This window comes from Bradyrhizobium sp. SMVTL-02 (assembly GCF_051853005.1).
GTDB lineage: Bacteria > Pseudomonadota > Alphaproteobacteria > Rhizobiales > Xanthobacteraceae > Bradyrhizobium.
In genome coordinates this window covers 7437222-7454649 of the sequence record NZ_CP182469.1, presented here as the reverse complement: position 1 = coordinate 7454649, position 17428 = coordinate 7437222, and the positions used below count along the sequence as shown (strand labels likewise).

The following is a 17428-nucleotide window of genomic DNA, read 5'->3' as shown; positions in this document are numbered from 1 at the left end:
CCTCACACCGGCAGGAACCGCTTCAGCATCGGCATGAAGAAAATCCCGAGATTGATCGCAAAGCCGATGCTCCAGAGGATCGAGCGCAGCGTCGGGCGATTGCCGAGATAGGTCAGCACATAGGCGATCCGCACGATCAGGAACAGCGCGGCGAGTTCGTCGATCAGCCGCTGCGGCGAGTCCCTGAATTCGGCGAGCAGCACGGCGAAAGCGAAGAAAGGCCAGGTCTCGATGCCGTTCTGGTGGGCGCCGAGGGCGCGCTGCGCGATGGCGTCCTCATAGAAGGCGGGATCGCGCGGCCGTGAATTGTCGAAGCGGCGAAACCGGATCCATTTGATCGAGACGATCGTGGACAAATAGAGCAGCAGCGCCCCGAACACGCACCATTCCGCGAGCGTCATCGTCCCTCCCCCCCGCTTGGGTGCGACCCTAGCGAAACCGCCCTCATCTTGACAAGTTCGGACCAACGCGCGACCCAACCAGCCATGAACAGCGTCGTCCCCCTCGAGACTGCGAAACCACCGGCCACCAGATCCGCCCTGCCGCGCGTCGGCGTGCTCCTGGTCAATCTCGGCACGCCCGATACGGCCGACGCGCCCGGCGTCCGGGTCTACCTCAAGGAGTTCCTCTCGGACGCCCGCGTCATCGAGGACCAGGGCCTGATCTGGAAGCTGGTGCTGAACGGGATCATCCTGCGCAGCCGTCCCCGCACCAAGGCGCTCGACTACCGCAAGATCTGGAACACCGAGAAGAACGAGTCGCCGCTGAAGACGATCACGCGGTCGCAAAGTGACAAGCTCGCGGCCGCGCTGTCGGACCGCGACCATGTCGTCGTCGACTGGGCGATGCGCTACGGCAATCCCTCGGTCAAGGCGGGCATCGACGCACTGATTTCGAAGGGCTGCGAGCGCATCCTCGCCGTGCCGCTTTATCCGCAATATTCCGCCTCGACTTCGGCGACCGTCTGCGACGAGGTGTTCCGCGTGCTCGCGCAGCTTCGCAACCAGCCGACGCTGCGGGTGACGCCGCCTTACTACGAGGATGCCGCCTATATCGAGGCGCTTGCGACCTCGATCGAGACGCATCTGGCGACCCTCTCGTTCAAACCCGAGCTGATCGTCGCCTCCTTCCACGGCATGCCGAAATCCTATGCCGACAAGGGCGATCCCTACCAGCAGCACTGCATCGCCACGACCGCGGCGCTGCGCCGCCGCCTCGGGATGGACGAGGCAAAACTGCTGCTGACCTTCCAGTCGCGGTTTGGCAATGACGAGTGGCTGCAGCCCTATACCGACAAGACCATGGAGCGGCTCGCGAAGCAAGGCGTGCGCCGCATCGCGGTGGTGACGCCGGGCTTTTCCGCCGACTGCCTGGAGACGCTGGAGGAGATCGCGCAGGAGAACGCCGAGATCTTCAAGCACAATGGGGGCGAGCGGTTTTCCGCAATCCCCTGCCTCAACGACAGCGAACCTGGCATGGACGTGATCCGCACCCTGGTCCTGCGCGAGCTGCAGGGCTGGATTTAATGATGTCTCCCTTGAATCGCCGCGACTGCCTGGCGCTTCTTGGGACCATCGCCGCGCTGCCGTCATCGGTGCTGGCACAGCAACCGAATGCGGCACGCCGGCTCGGCGTGCTCACGGTCACCGCCGCCGATGATGCGATCGCGCAGACGCGGAGCGCGATCCTGGTCGAGGCGCTCGCGGCCCACGGCTGGAAGGAGCACGACAATCTCAGGATCGATTGGCGCAGCGGCGCCGGCGACCGGGCGCGGATCGCCAGCCTCGCCGACGAGTTGATCGCGCTCAAGCCGGACATTCTGCTCGCGGTCGGCACGCCCTCGGTCGAAGAGCTGCGCCGGCGTACGACGATGATCCCGATCGTGTTCGCCGTCGTCACCGATCCCGTCAGCCAGGGCTTCGTCCAGAACCTTTCGCATCCCGGCGGCAACATCACCGGCTTCACCGATTACGACGGCCCGCTGGCCGGCAAATGGCTCGAGATGCTGACGCAGGTCACGCCGAAAGTGTCCCGAGTCTTCGTCGTCTACAATCCCGCCACCGCGCCGTTCGCGCCGTTGATGCTGCGCACGATCGAGGACGCCGCGCGGACGCTTCACGTCACGGTCGAGCCCGCGCCGGTCCATGACGCCGCTTCGATCGCGGCACTGGCGCTGCGGCAGGACGGCGGCCTGCTGATCCTGCCGGACTTCTTCACCATGGCCAACCGCGCCCATCTCTTGGCGGCGATCGGGCAGGCGCGCGTCCCGGCGGTGTTCTGGAGTCACACCTTCGTCGAGGAGGGCGGGCTGATGTCCTACAGCACCGACAGCGCCGAGCAGCTCCGCCGCGCGGCTTCCTACATCGACCGCATCCTCAAGGGCGCGCGGCCGGCCGATCTGCCGGTCCAGAACCCCACCGAGTTCGAGCTCGCGGTCAACCTGAAGGCGGCAAGGGCCCTCGGCGTCACGCTTTCCCCGGGTCTGCTCGCAATTGCGAATGACGTGATCGAATGAAGCCGCCCACATCGGACCTCGCCTGAATTCGTTAATTTCTGCCGGTAGGTCTGCGCCCGCGCGGTTTCAAGATCCCGTCGCAAATACATATCGTGACCGCTCTCTTGCTGTGCGTCTTGTGTGGAATCGCACCGATACCGACGTGAATTGCGACCGCTGAACCGGTAGGGTGGTGATCCCGACCAATGACAGCGCCGGAAAGGGCCTTTTGCAGGCTTCCTTTCCGCTTTGGAGGAGTTATGAGCGGTTTCGACATTTTCGCGATTGTTCTGGTCTTGCTCGTCATCGTCACGCTGCTCGCCGGCGTGAAGACGGTGCCGCAGGGCTATGACTGGACCATCGAACGTTTCGGCAAATACACCCAGACGCTGAGCCCTGGGCTCAATTTGATCGTGCCCTATTTCGATCGCGTCGGACGCAAGATCAACATGATGGAGCAGGTGATCGACATTCCCGAGCAGGAGGTGATCACCAAGGACAACGCCACCGTGACGGTGGACGGCGTTGCCTTCTTCCAGGTGTTCGATGCTGCGAAAGCGAGCTACGAGGTCGCAAACCTCAACCAGGCGATCACGGTCCTGACCATGACCAACATCCGCTCGGTGATGGGCTCGATGGACCTCGACCAGGTGCTGTCGCACCGCGACGAGATCAACGAGCGCCTCTTGCGCGTCGTCGACGCCGCGGTCTCGCCCTGGGGCGTCAAGGTCAACCGCATCGAGATCAAGGACATCGTGCCGCCGGCCGACCTCGTCGAGGCCATGGGCCGGCAGATGAAGGCGGAGCGCGTCAAGCGGGCCGATATTCTCGCCGCCGAAGGCCAGCGCCAGTCCGAGATCCTGCGCGCCGAGGGCGCCAAGCAGGGCCAGATCCTGCAGGCCGAAGGCCGCCGCGAGGCCGCCTTCCGCGACGCCGAGGCGCGCGAGCGTCTGGCCGAGGCCGAAGCCAAGGCGACCCAGGCGGTGTCGGAAGCCATTTCCAAGGGCGACGTCGCCGCGTTGAACTATTTCATCGCCGACAAATATATCAAGGCGTTCGGCCAGTTCGCCGAAGCGCCGAACCAGAAGATCATCATGCTGCCGATGGAGGCGACGAGCATGCTCGGCTCGCTCGCCGGCATCGGCGAGATCGCCAAGGCGACGTTCGGCGAAAGCGCGGCGTCCGCGGCGGCAGCCGCGCGCCGGACCGGCTCGGTGCCGTCGTCCGGCCCGACACCGCCGTCCGTGCCGCAGCAGTAACGGGGGCTACGCGCATGCCCCGGACCCGGCGGGCCACGTTAGTCCAAAGCGGGTACCGGTTTTCCCTCGCCACGAGCGCGGAACGTGTTTGCGCCGAGGGCATGCGCCACTCTGGAGAGGTCGTGTCATGACCGACATGTTCGTATCGCTCGGCACCTGGAATTGGCTGATCTTCGGCTTCATCCTGATGGCGCTGGAGACGATCGCGCCAGGCGTCTTCCTGTTCTGGCTCGGGCTCGCTGCTTTGCTGGTGGGCCTGATCTCGTTCGCCGTCCTTCTGTCCTGGCAGATCCAGCTCGTGATGTTCGCGGTGTTCGCGGCGGCAGCCGTCCCGGTCTGGCGCCGCCTCGCCCGGCCGAAACCCAATGAAAGCGCAAGCCCGTTCCTCAACAAGCGCACCGAGGCGCTGCTCGGGCGTGAGTTCACACTGGAGAAACCGATCATCGGCGGCAACGGCACGGTGCGTATCGATGATACGGTGTGGCGCGTTGCCGGCCCGGATACGCCCGCGGGCACGCGGGTCAAGGTGGTGCAGGTGGACGGCGCGAATTTGACGGTCGCGGCGGCGTAAAGACTCTTCCCCTCTCCCGTTGTGGCCCCTTGTGGGAGAGGGTGGCTCGCCGCGCAGCGGCGCTCCCGCAAGGGGAGAAGGAAGATCGGAGCGCGCATCGGCCTTACGAACTCTACCTCTTCCACCTCTCCGCAAACCGGTGCAGCGGCAAGACGATCTCGCACAACTCCCGCCCCAGCGCCGTCAGCCCATAGCCGCCGCCGTCGCCGAGCTCCACGAACCCCGCCTCGCGTAGCTCGGTCAGCCGTGCTTGAAGCACCGTGGGCGAAGCCTCGTCGCAGGCGGTGCGCAGGGCGCGCGAGGTGAGGGGCGCCTCGCGCAATTCCCATAATATTCGCAAGGCCCAGCGCCGGCCGAGCAGGTCGAGCAGCGCCATGATCGGCCGCCCGGTGCGCGAACCGCGGACGCTGCGTGTCTTTGAGCCGGCCTGGCTCGCCATCGGCGGTCCCTTGCGTCGTGCTACAAATAGTGTAGCGTATTGCTACGATAATTGTAGCAACGGAGACGGCACATGTCTTCCGCAGTGTCCCGGGCCATGCCGCGCATCGCGCCGCTCACCCCGCCTTATCCCCCGGAGATCCAGGCGCAGTTCGACCGCATCATGCGCGGCGCGCCGCCGCTGGTGCTGTTCCGGGTGATGGCGGGCCACACCCGCGCCTGGGACAAGTTCCGCGCCGGCGGACTGCTCGATCCCGGGCCGCTGTCGCTCCGCGACCGCGAGATCGTCATCGACCGCACCTGCGCGCTCAACAAATGCGCATATGAATGGGGCGTGCATGTTGCGATCTTCAGCGGGCTGGCAAAGCTTAGCGAGGACGAGGTCCGTGCCACCGTGCAGGGCGATGCGGCCTCACCCTGCTGGTCGCCGGCCGAGCAGGCGCTGATTGCGGCGGTGGACGCGCTGCACCACCGTGCGACGTTGGACGACGGAGAGTTCGCCGCGCTCGCGGCGCATGACGTCGAGGCGCAGATCCTGGAGATCATGCTCCTGTGCGGCTTCTATCGCACGGTGTCGTACCTGGCGAACGGGCTGCGACTGCCGCTGGAGGAGAAGGCGGCGCGGTTTCCGGCCGCGCTCTAACCGCCGTCATTGCGAGGAGCCCTTGCGACGAAGCAATCCAGCCTGTCTCCGCAGAGAGATTCTGGATTGCTTGTGCGCCAGGCAAGCTGGCGTGGTCCAACCGGTGGAAGTCCGGTCCGGGTAAGCGGTAGCGAGCGCCCGGTAGTGAGTGTTGCGTGGCCGTCGGCAACGGCGGCTGCGAAGCGTACACAACGATGCTGTGGGGTGGGCTATTGAGCCGCGAAAGACAGAAACTCGCAGAGGCCGAGCCGGTAAGCAACGTCGAAGGCAACATGTGCGGCGCCGTTATGCGAGGCGCTGACGCTCTGCCGTGGTCGAAGACCCCATCACGCAGCAAAGGACCGCGTCGGAACCTGGGAGGTCCCGCATCTGACCGATGGCAACATGCCCCCAAGGTCCGCATCGGGAAGGCGAGGAGCCAAAGCCGATGACGAACGGATGCGGGAAGTCGGAGGCGGCCGTAGTAGCGTCGAAGCCTGCGAACGAAGCGGAGCGATCCGCGGAGGAGTTGGTGGAGCGAAGGGCCGCGACCAAGGGGAATGCGGACCAGCAAAGCACGCCCCGGACGCCGAGCCGGACAAGCGTGACACAGGCGTTGGAACGCATACGGCGAACTGCAAGGGAAAGGAAGAAGGAGAGGTTCACTGCGCTGCTTCACCACATCACGCCTGAACTGCTCGAGGCGGAGTTCTTCGCGCTGAAGAAGCATGCCGCGCCGGGTGTGGACGGAATGATGTGGCGGGACTACGAGCAAGACCTCAAGGCCAATCTTGAGGACCTGCATGCTCGTGTTCACCGGGGAGCGTACCGGCCGCAGCCGTCGCGGCGGGTCCATATCCCGAAGCAGGATGGGCGGCAGCGACCGCTGGCGATTGCGTCCCTTGAGGACAAGATCGTTCAGCGGGCAACCGCTACGGTGCTCAACGCGATCTACGAGGAGGACTTCCTCGGGTTCTCGTATGGGTTCCGGCCCGGGCGCAGCGCGCACGATGCGATGGATGCGCTGCTGGTCGGAATCGAGAGCCGGCGGGTGAACTTCATTGTTGACGCCGATATCCGCTCGTTCTTCGACATGGTGGACCAGGAATGGCTCATCCGCTTCGTCGAACATCGGACCGGCGACCAGCGTATCATCCGTCTGATCCGCAAATGGCTCAAGGCGGGTGTTCTCGAAGAAGGAACGGTCAGGGTCAGCGAACAGGGGACGGCACAAGGGGCGGTGATCTCGCCGCTGCTTGCCAACATCTACCTGCACTATGCCCTCGATCTGTGGGCCGAACGCTTCAGACGGCGCGAGGCCGCGGGTGACATGATCATCGTGCGCTACGCTGACGACTTCATCGTCGGCTTCGAGCATGAGAATGAGGCCCGGCACTTCCTCGAAGAATTGCGCAAACGGCTGCAGGAGTTCGCGCTGTCACTGCACCCTGAGAAAACCCGGCTGATCGAGTTCGGACGTCATGCGGAGGACAACCGGAGGCGGCGCGGGCTCGGCAAGCCGGAGACCTTCAACTTCCTCGGCTTCACCTTCATCTGCAGCCGATCCAAGCAAGGCAAGTTCCAGATCAGGCGCAAGTCTCGCAAAGACCGCATGCGGGCGAAACTGCAAGCCGTGAAGCAGGGAATGCGACGGCGTATGCACCAGTCGGTGCTCGAACAGGGCAAATGGCTGCGGCAGGTCGTTACCGGGTACTTCAACTACCACGCGGTACCGACCAACAGCCGAGCGCTCAGCGCCTTCCGCTACTTCGTCACCGAACAATGGAGGCGGATGCTTCGGCGCCGCAGCCAGATTGACGGGACCACGTGGCAGCGGGTCGCGCGGCTTGCCTCCGACTTGCTCCCCAAGCCACAAATCCTCCATCCTTGGCCCCGAACACGCTTCACCGCTACTCACCCGAGGTGGGAGCCGTATGCGGGAAAGCCGCACGTACGGATCTGTGCGGGGGGCGCCCAGCAATGAGCGTCCCTACCGCGACCGCTGCGCTCGCAATGACGGAGGAGAGAGGCGTGCCTCACCTCCACTGTCGTTCCGGGGCGCGCGAAGCGCGAGCCCGGACTCAATCGGGCAGCGACCTCGGAGTGAAATGGATTCCGGGCTCACGCCCAAGCAGGCGCGCCCCGGAATGACGTCGTGGAGAGATCGCGCCTTACGCCACGCCCGCCCTCAGCAAATCGTGCAGATGCACGATCCCCACCACCTTGTTCGCCTCGGTCACCAGCAGCGTCGTGATCTTGCGGGTGTTCAGCACTTCGATCATCTCGCTCGCCAGCATCGACGGCGGCACGGATTTCGGCTGCGTGGTCATGATCTCGTCGACCGTCGCCGTCAGAAGATCGGGCCGCATGTGGCGGCGCAGATCGCCGTCGGTGATGATGCCGACGGCCTCGCCCGCGTCGTTGACGATGCAGACGCAGCCGAGCCCTTTCGCGGACATCTCGACCACGGCGTCCGACATCCTGGTGCCCTCAGGCTTGACCGGGATCTCCGCGCCGGTGCGCATGTAGTCGCGGACGAATTTCAGCATCGCGCCCAGCTTGCCGCCGGGGTGGAAATGCGCGAATTCCAGCGCGGTGAAGCCGCGGCCTTCGAGCAGCGCGATCGCGATGGCATCGCCGATCGCCACCTGCATCATGGTCGAGGTGGTCGGCGCCAGATTGTGCGGGCAGGCCTCGCGTGCCTTGGGCAGCTCGATCACGATGTCGGCAGCCTGTCCCAGGGAGGACGCAGCGTTCGACGTCACCGCGATCATCGGGATCGCAAAGCGCGCCGAATAGTTCACGAGCGTCTTCATCTCCGGCTGCTCGCCGGACCAGGACAGCGCCATGATGACGTCGTCGGCGGTGATCATGCCGAGGTCGCCATGGGCGGCTTCCGCGGTGTGGACGAAGAAGGCGGGCGTGCCGGTCGAGGCCAGCGTCGCCGCGATCTTGCGCGCCATGTGCCCGGACTTGCCGAGCCCGGTGACGATGACGCGGCCCTTGGCGTTGCGGATCAGGTCGACCGCCTTGGCGAAGGTCGCGCCCAGCGGGCCGCGCAGCGCGGTGGCGAGGGCGTTGATGCCGCCGCTCTCCGTCTCAAGTGTGCGGAGCGCGGATTCGACGCTGGTAGGGATGGAGCCGGATGATTGGGTCATCAGCGGTTTCGGCATGTCCAGGTCCAGGGAGGAGGGGCGTTGGCCCGTTGGCGCCTGCTTAGCACGCCGCGGCGAGCGAGGCGACGAGTGCCCTAGTGCCCTCAACCGGTCATTAACCATAATTGTTTTAAGTCCATTAACGATGGGTTCCCGCCAGCCGGTCGGAGGCCGTCTTGAAAGCATTTGATTTCGTTGGAGTTATTCCGTCGTGGGGTCGTCTCCAGGCAGGGGCCGGAGCAAACGCGCGCATTTCCTGCGCGCCGCTTTGCCGTGCCTCGCGCTGACGGCCCTCGGCACCGTTCCGGCGGCGGCCCAGAGCATCACGCCCGACCTGTTCAATCCCAACCGCGGCGGCTTCGCCTCGCCCGACACGCTGCCGACGCGCCGCACGGCGGCCGTGCCGCAGGCGCCCTCGGACGCGCTGCCGACGCTCCCAGATCCCAATGCCGATCCGCGCAAGAGCCCGCAGGCGCCGGCGACCTCGCGCGTCGGGCAGGTGCCGACCTATGGCCTGCCCGCCGCCAATGGCGCCAGCGGCTCGGGCTACGACTCGTTGAACCGCAAGCGGCAGCAGCCAAAGCTCTATCCCGGCCAGCCGAAGCCGAAGCGCCCGCTCGGCCCGGGCTCGCCGCCCCCGTCGGCAACGCCGGTCAGGACGCTGGGTCCGCCGCGCATCGCGCCGCCGCCGTCCGAGAATGCGCACAAGACGCCGGTCGCCCCGGCGATGGCGGGCCACGTGCCCGGCCAGCCGCTGCGCCGTCGCCTCAAGGCCGATGACGACGCGTTCGGCGCGGTCGGCGATTACGCCGGCAGCTTCCTGATCAAGGGCGGGCTCGAGCTCTCCACCGGCTACGACACCAACCCGGCGCGCCTGAACAAGCCGGTGGGATCGCCGGTCTATGTCGTCGCGCCCGATCTTCTTGTCGCGTCCGACTGGGAGCGCCACGCGCTGATCGCGGACCTTCGCGGCTCGTTCTCGGGCTACACCAACAACATGCCGGCGACGATCAACGGGTTTGCCTCGCCATCTCCGGTCGAGATCGATCGCCCCGACTTCACCGGCCATGTCGACGGCCGCCTCGACGTCGACCGCGATCTCAAGCTGGCCTCGCAGCTGCGCCTGCGGCTCGCCACCGACAATCCCGGCAGCCCCAACGTGCAGGCCGGCCTGCAGAAATATCCGGTCTATGCCACCTATGGCACGACGATCGGCTTCGACCAGACCTTCAACCGCTTCGAGGTCGCCGCCGGCGCCACCGTCGATCGCACCGCCTACACCGATTCAAAGCTCACCGACGGCACGACGTTCAGCAACAACGACCGCGACTTCAACCAGTATGGCGGCGTCGGCCGCTTCTCCTACGATCTGAAGCCGGGGCTGAAGCCGTTCGTCGAGATCCAGGGCGACACCCGCGTCCACGACCAGGCCGCCGACCGCAACGGCTATCTGCGCGACTCAAACGGCGGCTACGCCAGGGTCGGCTCGTCCTTCGAGTTTTCGCGCATCCTCACCGGCGAGATCTCGGTCGGCTATTCCGCGCGCAACTATGTCGATCCGCGCCTCAGCCAGCTCTCCGGCTTCCTCACCGCGGGCTCGCTGATCTGGAATGCGAGCGGCCTCACCACGGTGAAATTCTTCACCGACACGCAGATCAACGAGACCACCGTCCCCGGCTCCTCCGGCGTGCTGGTGCACACCTACGCCGCCGAAGTCGACCACGACTTCCGCCGCTGGCTCACCGCCATCGGCAAGTTCACCTATGGCACCTACGACTACCAGAACCAGGGTCGCAACGACAAAACCTACTCGCTCGAAGGCAACCTGATCTACAAGCTCAACCGCAACCTCTGGATCAAGGGCACGCTGCGGCATGACATCCTGGATTCGAACCAGGCCGGATCGAGCTCGCAGGGCACGGTGGTGATGGTGGGCGTGAGGCTGCAGAATTAAGCGGGGCGGCGAGGCAGTGCTTGCCTGCACCGGCGCGGGTCGTGGGGCCGCTCTCGCCACCCACTCCGCTGTCAGGCCCCGGCTTGACCGGGGCATCCAGTACGCCGCGGCTCATCCGTCGTCTCGAATGCTGGATCGCCCGGGACACCGTTTGCTGATTTGGCGGCCGAGCAAAAACTCAGCGCGGCAGATCCGTCTTCCCCATCAGGAACGTATCGATCGACCGGGCGCACAGCCGGCCCTCGCGGATCGCCCACACCACCAGCGACTGGCCGCGGCGCATGTCGCCGGCCGTGAACACGTTCGGGCGCGAGGTCTGGTAGTCGAGCGTGTTGGCCTTGACGTTGCCGCGCGGGTCGAGCTCGACCGAGAGCAGCTTCAAGAGGCCCTCGTGCACCGGGTGCACAAAACCCATCGCGAGCAGGACGAGCTCGGCATCGAGCTCGAACTCGGTGCCGGCAATCGGCTTGAACTTGTCGTCCACACGCACGCAGTGCAGCTTCTTGACCTTCCCGTTCTCGCCCGAGAACCTCTGGGTCAGCACGGCGTATTCGCGGATCGCGCCCTCGGCCTGGCTGGAGGAGGTGCGCATCTTCAGCGGCCAGTTCGGCCAGGTCAGGCCCTTGTTCTCGCGCTCGGGCGGGGCGGGCATGATCTCGAGCTGGGTCACCGAGAGCGCGCCCTGGCGCAGCGAGGTGCCGATGCAGTCCGAGCCGGTGTCGCCGCCGCCGATGACGACCACATGCTTGCCGCCGGCCAGAATCTCCTGGACGCCGTTCAGCGGCTCGCTGGAGACGCGGCGGTTCTGCTGCGGCAGGAAGTCCATGGCGTAGTGGATGCCCTGGAGATCGCGGCCGGGGATCGGCAGATCGCGCGGGGCTTCGGCGCCGCCGGTCAGCGCCAGCGCGTCGTACTCGTTGAGCATCTCGCGCGGATCGACATTGCCCTCGGCGCCGACATGGCTGTTGTAGTGGAAGGTGACGCCTTCGGCTTCCATCTGCTTGACGCGGCGGTCGATGACGCCCTTCTCCATCTTGAAGTCGGGGATGCCGTAGCGCAGCAGGCCGCCGGCCTTGGCATACTTCTCGTAGACATGCACGTCGTGGCCGGCGCGCGCGAGCTGCTGCGCGCAGGCCATGCCGGCCGGACCCGAGCCGATCACGGCGACCTTCTTGCCGGTCTTCACCGCGGCGACTTCCGGCTTCAGCCAGCCATTGTCCCAGGCGCGGTCGACGATCGCGCATTCGATGGTCTTGATGGTGACGGGGTTGTCGTCGATGTTGAGCGTGCAGGACGCTTCGCACGGCGCGGGGCAGATGCGGCCCGTGAACTCCGGGAAATTGTTGGTGGAGTGCAGATTGCGCGAGGCCTCTTCCCAATTGCCCTGGTAGACGAGGTCGTTCCAGTCGGGAATCTGGTTGTTGACCGGGCAGCCGGGCGTGCCGGGCGCGACCGAGCCGGTGCCGTGGCAATAGGGAATGCCGCAGTTCATGCAGCGCGCGGCCTGGTCGCGCACTTCCTTCTCGCTCAAGGGACGACGAACTCGTTGTAATGCTTCACGCGCTCGGCGACCGGGGTGTACTTGCGGTCATGCCGTTCGATTTCCAGAAAACCCGTGATCTTGCCCATTAAACCCGAAGTCCCTGCCGCTTAATTCGTTTGTTGCTTCTTCAACCGTCATTGCGAGGAGCTCGTGACAAAATTGCTAGGCAATTTTGCACTGTAGCCACGAAGCAATCCAGTCTGTTGCTGAGGAGAAAGTCTGGATTGCTTCGCTGCGCTCGCAATGACGGGCGCTCTACTGTTACGCCCCGATCGCGATTTTCGGCTCGGCGTCCGCGTTGGCGGCCATTTCGCGCAGCGCGCGCCGGTACTCGACCGGCATCACCTTGCGGAATTTGGGCAGCCAGTCCTTCCAGCTGGCAAGGATCTCGGCGGCGCGCTTCGAGCCGGTCGCCTTGGCGTGGCGCGAGATCAGGACGTGCAGCCGCTCGACGTCGGAGGCGAGCAGGTTCTTGAACACGTCGACCCGGCCGTGCGCCTCGAGGTCACCGGAGTGGTTATAGGTGCCGGCATTGATCAGCTCTTCCGACAGCACCGGCTCGAGCTCGACCATCGCCATGTTGCACAGCTTGTCGAAGTCGCCGGCCTCGTCGAGCACGTAGGCAATGCCGCCCGACATGCCGGCCGCGAAGTTGCGCCCGGTCTTGCCGAGCACGACCACGATGCCGCCCGTCATGTATTCGCAGCAATGATCGCCCGCGCCCTCGACGACCGCCACGGCACCCGAGTTGCGCACGGCAAAACGCTCGCCGGCGATGCCGCGGAAGTAGCACTCACCCTCGATCGCGCCGTACATCACGGTGTTGCCGACGATGATGCTCTCTTCCGGCACGATGCCGCCGTTGCGCGGCGGCTTGACGATGATCTTGCCGCCCGAGAGGCCCTTGCCGACATAGTCGTTGCCTTCACCTTCGAGCTCGAAGGTGACGCCGTGGGCGAGCCAGGCGCCGAAGGCCTGGCCGGCGGTGCCCTTGAGGCTGACATGGATGGTGTCGTGCGGCAGGCCGGCATGGCCGTAGATCTTGGCGACCGCGCCCGACAGCATCGCACCAGCGGAGCGGTTGGTGCTGTTGATCGTGGCCTCGATCTTCACCGGCGCGCCGCGGTCGAGCGCGGGCTGCGCCTTCTCGATCAGCGTGCGGTCGAGCACCGCCTCCAGATGATGGTTCTGGCGCTCGGAGTGATAGATCTTCTGGCCCTTCTCTTCCTTCTGCTTGACGAACAGCTTCGAGAAATCGAGCCCCTTGGCCTTCCAGTGCGCGACCAGGCGGGTCTGGTCGAGCAGCTGCACCTGGCCGACCATCTCGTTGAAGGTGCGGAAGCCGAGCGAAGCCATGATCTCGCGGACTTCTTCCGCAACGAAGAAGAAGTAGTTGATTACGTGCTCGGGCTGGCCGGTGAAGCGCTTGCGCAGGACGGGGTCCTGGGTGGCGACGCCTACGGGGCAGGTGTTGAGATGGCACTTGCGCATCATGATGCAGCCGGCCGCAATCAACGGGGCGGTGGCGAAGCCGAACTCGTCGGCGCCGAGCAGCGCGCCGATCACGACGTCACGGCCGGTGCGGAAGCCGCCGTCGACCTGGACCACGATGCGGCTGCGCAGCCGCTCGCGCACCAGGGTCTGATGGGTCTCGGCGAGGCCGATCTCCCAGGGCGAGCCGGCGTGCTTGATCGAGGTCAGCGGCGAAGCGCCCGTTCCGCCCTCGAACCCTGCGATGGTGACATGGTCGGCGCGCGCCTTGGCGACGCCCGCCGCAACCGTGCCGACGCCGATCTCGGAGACCAGCTTGACCGAAACGTCGCCCGTCGGGTTGACGTTCTTGAGGTCGTAGATGAGCTGCGCCAGATCCTCGATCGAGTAGATGTCGTGGTGCGGCGGCGGCGAGATCAGGCCGACGCCCGGCGTCGAGTGCCGGACCTTGGCGATGGTCGCGTCGACCTTGTGGCCGGGCAACTGGCCGCCTTCGCCGGGCTTGGCACCCTGCGCCATCTTGATCTGCATCATGTCGGAGTTGACGAGATACTCCGTGGTGACGCCGAAGCGGCCCGAGGCGACCTGCTTGATCGCCGAACGCATGGAATCGCCGTTCGGCATCGGCTTGAAGCGGTCCGCTTCCTCGCCGCCTTCGCCGGTGTTCGACTTGCCGCCGATCCGGTTCATGGCGATCGCGAGCGTGGTGTGCGCCTCGCGCGAGATCGAGCCGAAGCTCATCGCACCGGTGGCGAAACGCTTGACGATGTCCTTGGCCGGCTCGACCTGGTCGATCGGGATCGGCTTGCGCTTCTCTTCCTCGGCGCTCTTGATCCGGAACAGGCCGCGCAGCGTCAAGAGGCGCTCCGACTGCTCGTTGAGGATCTTGGCGAAGGCGCGATAGCGCTCCTGCGAATTGCCGCGCGCGGCGTGCTGCAGCAGCGAGACCGATTCGGCGGTCCAGGCATGGTCCTCGCCGCGGCTGCGATAGGCATATTCGCCGCCGACATCGAGCGCGCTCTTGTAGACCTGCGCCTCGCCGAACGCGTCGGCATGGCGGCGCACGGCCTCTTCCGCGATCTCGGCGAGACCGACGCCCTCGACGCGGGTATGCGTGCCGGCGAAGAACTTCGAGACGAAGTCGGCCTTGAGGCCGACAGCGTCGAAGATCTGCGCGCCGCAATAGGACTGGTAGGTCGAGATCCCCATCTTGGACATCACCTTGAGCAGGCCCTTGCCGATCGACTTGATGTAGCGCTTGACGATCTCGTAGTCGTCGAGCGAGCCGGGCAGGCGGTCCTTCATCGCGATGATGGTCTCGAACGCCAGGTACGGGTTGATCGCTTCGGCGCCGTAGCCGGCGAGGCAGGCGAAGTGATGCACTTCGCGCGGCTCGCCCGATTCGACGACGAGACCGACCGAGGTGCGCAGTCCGACGCGGATCAGATGATGATGCACGGCGGCGCAGGCCAGCAGTGACGGGATCGGCACGCGGTCGGTGCCGACCATGCGGTCGGACAGGATGATGATGTTGACACCCTCGCGCACGGCGCTTTCGGCGCGCGCGCAGAGCTCGTCCAGCACCTGGTCCATGCCGGCAGCGCCGAGACCGGCGTGGAACGTGGTGTCCAGCGTGCGCGACTTGAAGTGGGAGTCGGCGACGTCGGAGATCGAGCGGATCTTTTCGAGGTCCGCGTCGGTCAGGATCGGCTGGCGCACTTCCAGGCGCTTGGTGGTGGCCATGCCCTGCAGGTCGAACAGGTTAGGCCGCGGTCCAATGATGGAGACGAGGCTCATCACCAGCTCCTCGCGGATCGGGTCGATCGGCGGGTTGGTGACCTGCGCGAAGTTCTGCTTGAAGTAGGTGAACAGCGGCTTGGCCTTGGCCGACAGCGCCGAGATCGGCGTGTCGTTGCCCATCGAGCCCGCGGCCTCCTCGCCCGTGGCCGCCATCGGCGTCATCAGGATGGTGATGTCCTCCTGGCTGTAGCCGAACGCCTGCTGACGGTCGAGCAGCGACAGGTTCGAGCGCACGCCTGTGGTCGGCACCTTCGGCAGCTCTTCGAGCACGATCTGGGTCCGCTCGAGCCACTCCTTGTAGGGATGGCTCCTGGCGAGCTCGGCCTTGATCTCGTCGTCCGGGATCAGGCGGCCCTGCTCGAGGTCGACCAGCAGCATCTTGCCGGGCTGCAGGCGCCACTTGGTGATGATCTGGTCCTCGGGGATCGTCAGCACGCCCATCTCGGACGCCATCACGATGCGGTCGTCCTTGGTCACGAGATAGCGCGCCGGCCGCAATCCGTTGCGGTCGAGCGTGGCGCCGATCTGGCGGCCGTCGGTGAAGGCGATCGCGGCGGGGCCGTCCCACGGCTCCATCAGCGCGGCATGATATTCGTAGAAGGCGCGGCGCTTCTCATCCATCAGCGGATTGCCGGCCCACGCCTCCGGAATCATCATCATCACCGCGTGCGGCAGCGAGTAGCCACCCTGCACCAGGAATTCCAGCGCGTTGTCGAAGCAGGCGGTGTCGGACTGGCCTTCGTAGGAGATGGGCCAGAGCCGGTTGATGTCCTTGCCGTAGAGCTCGGAGCTGACCGAAGCCTGGCGCGCCGCCATCCAGTTGACGTTCCCGCGCAGCGTGTTGATCTCGCCGTTATGCGCGATCATGCGGTAGGGATGCGCCAGCGACCACGCCGGGAAGGTGTTGGTGGAGAAGCGCTGGTGAACGAGCGCGAGCGCGCTCTCGAAGTCCGCCTCGTGCAGATCGGGATAGTACTTGCCGAGCTGGTCGGCGAGGAACATGCCCTTGTAGATCACGGTGCGGCAGGACATCGAGCACGGGTAATAGCCGGCGAGGCCGCGGTCGCGGCGCTGGTAGATCGCCTGCGAGATCGACTTGCGCAGGATGTAGAGCCGGCGCTCGAACTCGTCCTCGGTCTTGGCGGTGCCGTTGCGGCCGATGAACACCTGCATGCAGGCGGGCTCGGTCGGCTTCACGGTGACGCCGAGCGAGGAATTGTCGGTCGGCACGTCGCGCCAGCCGAGCAGGGTCAGGCCCTCTTCCTTGATCTGGTCGGCGATGATGCTCTTGATGACGTTGCGCCAGGCCGTGTCGCGCGGCATGAACAGCGCGCCGATGGCATACTCCCCGGGCGCCGGCAGCGCGAAGCCGAGCTCCTTGGCCTTGCGGCTGAAGAAGGCGTGCGGGATCTGCACCAGGATGCCGGCGCCGTCACCGGCGCGCGGGTCGGCACCGACGGCGCCACGATGCTCGAGGTTGCAGAGGATGCTGAGCGCGTCCGAGACGATCTCGCGCGACTTCTTGCCCTTGATGTTGGCGATGAAGCCGACACCGCAAGAGTCCTTCTCCAGGCTCGGATCGTAGAGACCTTCGGCTTTGGGCCGCGAATTGTGCTCCTGAATCGGATCGGTCGTTTTCGAGGCGACCGTCGCCGACAGCTCTTCTGCCACGATGTTTGCGCGCTCGAATTGCGACCCGTTCATTGTTCCTGTCCTCTCCATGCGGCAAGCTGCCTCACCGCTCTCTTCGGCGCACCTTGGGCGTTCCGCGGCACCCGCCTCTGGGTCACCGCTCGTCCGTTGCGAGCCGCATTTTCTTAAATTCAGGCCTCCGCGTTCTTCGTCCCCGAGAACGGCTTGGCCTGTTGCCTTATTGGTGCTCGAGAGCACCGACTTTCGTTGCAATCCCTGTGCCGGAACCGCAAACAAATTAAGACAGCTTTCCTGTCCTAACCATCACCTTGCCAAATTTTTGTCTACCACACAAGCGTGCGGAAGTCCCGATTCCCGATAAGTCAATCAATCGCTTTCCAAAAGTTGCGCGGCCCCGGTTTTGAAGCAAACGCGCCCTGAATCGGCCCTGCGGACGCCGAAATCGCCG

11 protein-coding genes and 1 pseudogene are annotated in these 17428 nt (G+C 65.5%); 7 read left to right on the top strand and 5 right to left on the bottom strand.

What is annotated here, in order from left to right; genetic code table 11:
• Window positions 1-2 precede the first annotated feature (2 nt).
• Complete coding sequence (locus tag ACNJYB_RS35695; protein ID WP_439371325.1) at window positions 3-401, bottom strand: MAPEG family protein; 399 nt, start codon at window positions 399-401, stop codon at window positions 3-5.
• Window positions 402-485: 84 nt separating this feature from the next.
• On the opposite strand from ACNJYB_RS35695, the gene hemH reads away from it, so the two are divergent.
• The 4 genes from hemH to ACNJYB_RS35675 all read left to right on the top strand — a co-directional run bounded on the left by hemH (window position 486) and on the right by ACNJYB_RS35675 (window position 4324).
• On the top strand, window positions 486-1526 hold the full coding sequence (gene hemH, locus ACNJYB_RS35690) for a ferrochelatase (RefSeq protein WP_439371324.1): 1041 nt from the start codon (window positions 486-488) through the stop codon (window positions 1524-1526).
• A gap of 11 nt (window positions 1527-1537) precedes the next feature.
• Window positions 1538-2515: an ABC transporter substrate-binding protein gene (locus ACNJYB_RS35685; RefSeq protein WP_439371323.1), complete on the top strand. Its 978-nt coding sequence runs from the start codon at window positions 1538-1540 to the stop codon at window positions 2513-2515.
• 239 nt (window positions 2516-2754) lie between these two features.
• Window positions 2755-3753 carry an SPFH domain-containing protein gene (locus tag ACNJYB_RS35680; RefSeq protein WP_439371321.1) on the top strand — a complete coding sequence of 333 codons (999 nt, stop codon included), beginning with the start codon at window positions 2755-2757 and terminating at the stop codon, window positions 3751-3753.
• Window positions 3754-3880: 127 nt separating this feature from the next.
• On the top strand, window positions 3881-4324 hold the full coding sequence (locus ACNJYB_RS35675) for an NfeD family protein (protein WP_439371320.1): 444 nt from the start codon (window positions 3881-3883) through the stop codon (window positions 4322-4324).
• 112 nt (window positions 4325-4436) lie between these two features.
• Here ACNJYB_RS35675 and ACNJYB_RS35670 read toward each other — a convergent pair whose 3' ends face one another.
• Complete coding sequence (locus ACNJYB_RS35670; RefSeq protein WP_439371318.1) at window positions 4437-4763, bottom strand: winged helix-turn-helix transcriptional regulator; 327 nt, start codon at window positions 4761-4763, stop codon at window positions 4437-4439.
• A 72-nt stretch (window positions 4764-4835) separates the two neighbouring features.
• On the opposite strand from ACNJYB_RS35670, the gene ACNJYB_RS35665 reads away from it, so the two are divergent.
• Complete coding sequence (locus tag ACNJYB_RS35665) at window positions 4836-5405, top strand: carboxymuconolactone decarboxylase family protein (RefSeq protein WP_439371317.1); 570 nt, start codon at window positions 4836-4838, stop codon at window positions 5403-5405.
• A gap of 583 nt (window positions 5406-5988) precedes the next feature.
• Window positions 5989-7368, top strand: coding sequence for a group II intron reverse transcriptase/maturase (ltrA, locus tag ACNJYB_RS35660; protein ID WP_439368145.1), 1380 nt, complete (start codon window positions 5989-5991; stop codon window positions 7366-7368).
• Window positions 7369-7555: 187 nt separating this feature from the next.
• On the opposite strand, the gene ACNJYB_RS35655 is transcribed toward ltrA, so the two are convergent.
• Window positions 7556-8542, bottom strand: a complete 987-nt coding sequence (locus ACNJYB_RS35655; protein ID WP_439375722.1) for a KpsF/GutQ family sugar-phosphate isomerase — start codon at window positions 8540-8542, stop codon at window positions 7556-7558.
• Window positions 8543-8750: 208 nt separating this feature from the next.
• On the opposite strand from ACNJYB_RS35655, the gene ACNJYB_RS35650 reads away from it, so the two are divergent.
• On the top strand, window positions 8751-10493 hold the full coding sequence (locus ACNJYB_RS35650; protein ID WP_439371315.1) for an outer membrane beta-barrel protein: 1743 nt from the start codon (window positions 8751-8753) through the stop codon (window positions 10491-10493).
• Window positions 10494-10671: 178 nt separating this feature from the next.
• Here ACNJYB_RS35650 and ACNJYB_RS35645 read toward each other — a convergent pair.
• Window positions 10672-12122: pseudogene (locus tag ACNJYB_RS35645) on the bottom strand (glutamate synthase subunit beta).
• A 175-nt stretch (window positions 12123-12297) separates the two neighbouring features.
• Window positions 12298-17031 carry a glutamate synthase large subunit gene (gene gltB, locus ACNJYB_RS35640; RefSeq protein ID WP_439371314.1) on the bottom strand — a complete coding sequence of 1578 codons (4734 nt, stop codon included), beginning with the start codon at window positions 17029-17031 and terminating at the stop codon, window positions 12298-12300.
• Window positions 17032-17428: the final 397 nt, after the last annotated feature.

Coding starts and splice junctions, on each gene's coding strand:
- ACNJYB_RS35695 (WP_439371325.1), bottom strand. CDS start 401: ATGACGCTCGCGGAATGGTGCGTGTTCGGGGCGCTGCTGCTCTATTTG.
- hemH (WP_439371324.1), top strand. CDS start 486: ATGAACAGCGTCGTCCCCCTCGAGACTGCGAAACCACCGGCCACCAGA.
- ACNJYB_RS35680 (WP_439371321.1), top strand. CDS start 2,755: ATGAGCGGTTTCGACATTTTCGCGATTGTTCTGGTCTTGCTCGTCATC.
- ACNJYB_RS35675 (WP_439371320.1), top strand. CDS start 3,881: ATGACCGACATGTTCGTATCGCTCGGCACCTGGAATTGGCTGATCTTC.
- ACNJYB_RS35670 (WP_439371318.1), bottom strand. CDS start 4,763: ATGGCGAGCCAGGCCGGCTCAAAGACACGCAGCGTCCGCGGTTCGCGC.
- ACNJYB_RS35665 (WP_439371317.1), top strand. CDS start 4,836: ATGTCTTCCGCAGTGTCCCGGGCCATGCCGCGCATCGCGCCGCTCACC.
- ACNJYB_RS35655 (WP_439375722.1), bottom strand. CDS start 8,542: ATGACCCAATCATCCGGCTCCATCCCTACCAGCGTCGAATCCGCGCTC.
- gltB (WP_439371314.1), bottom strand. CDS start 17,031: ATGAACGGGTCGCAATTCGAGCGCGCAAACATCGTGGCAGAAGAGCTG.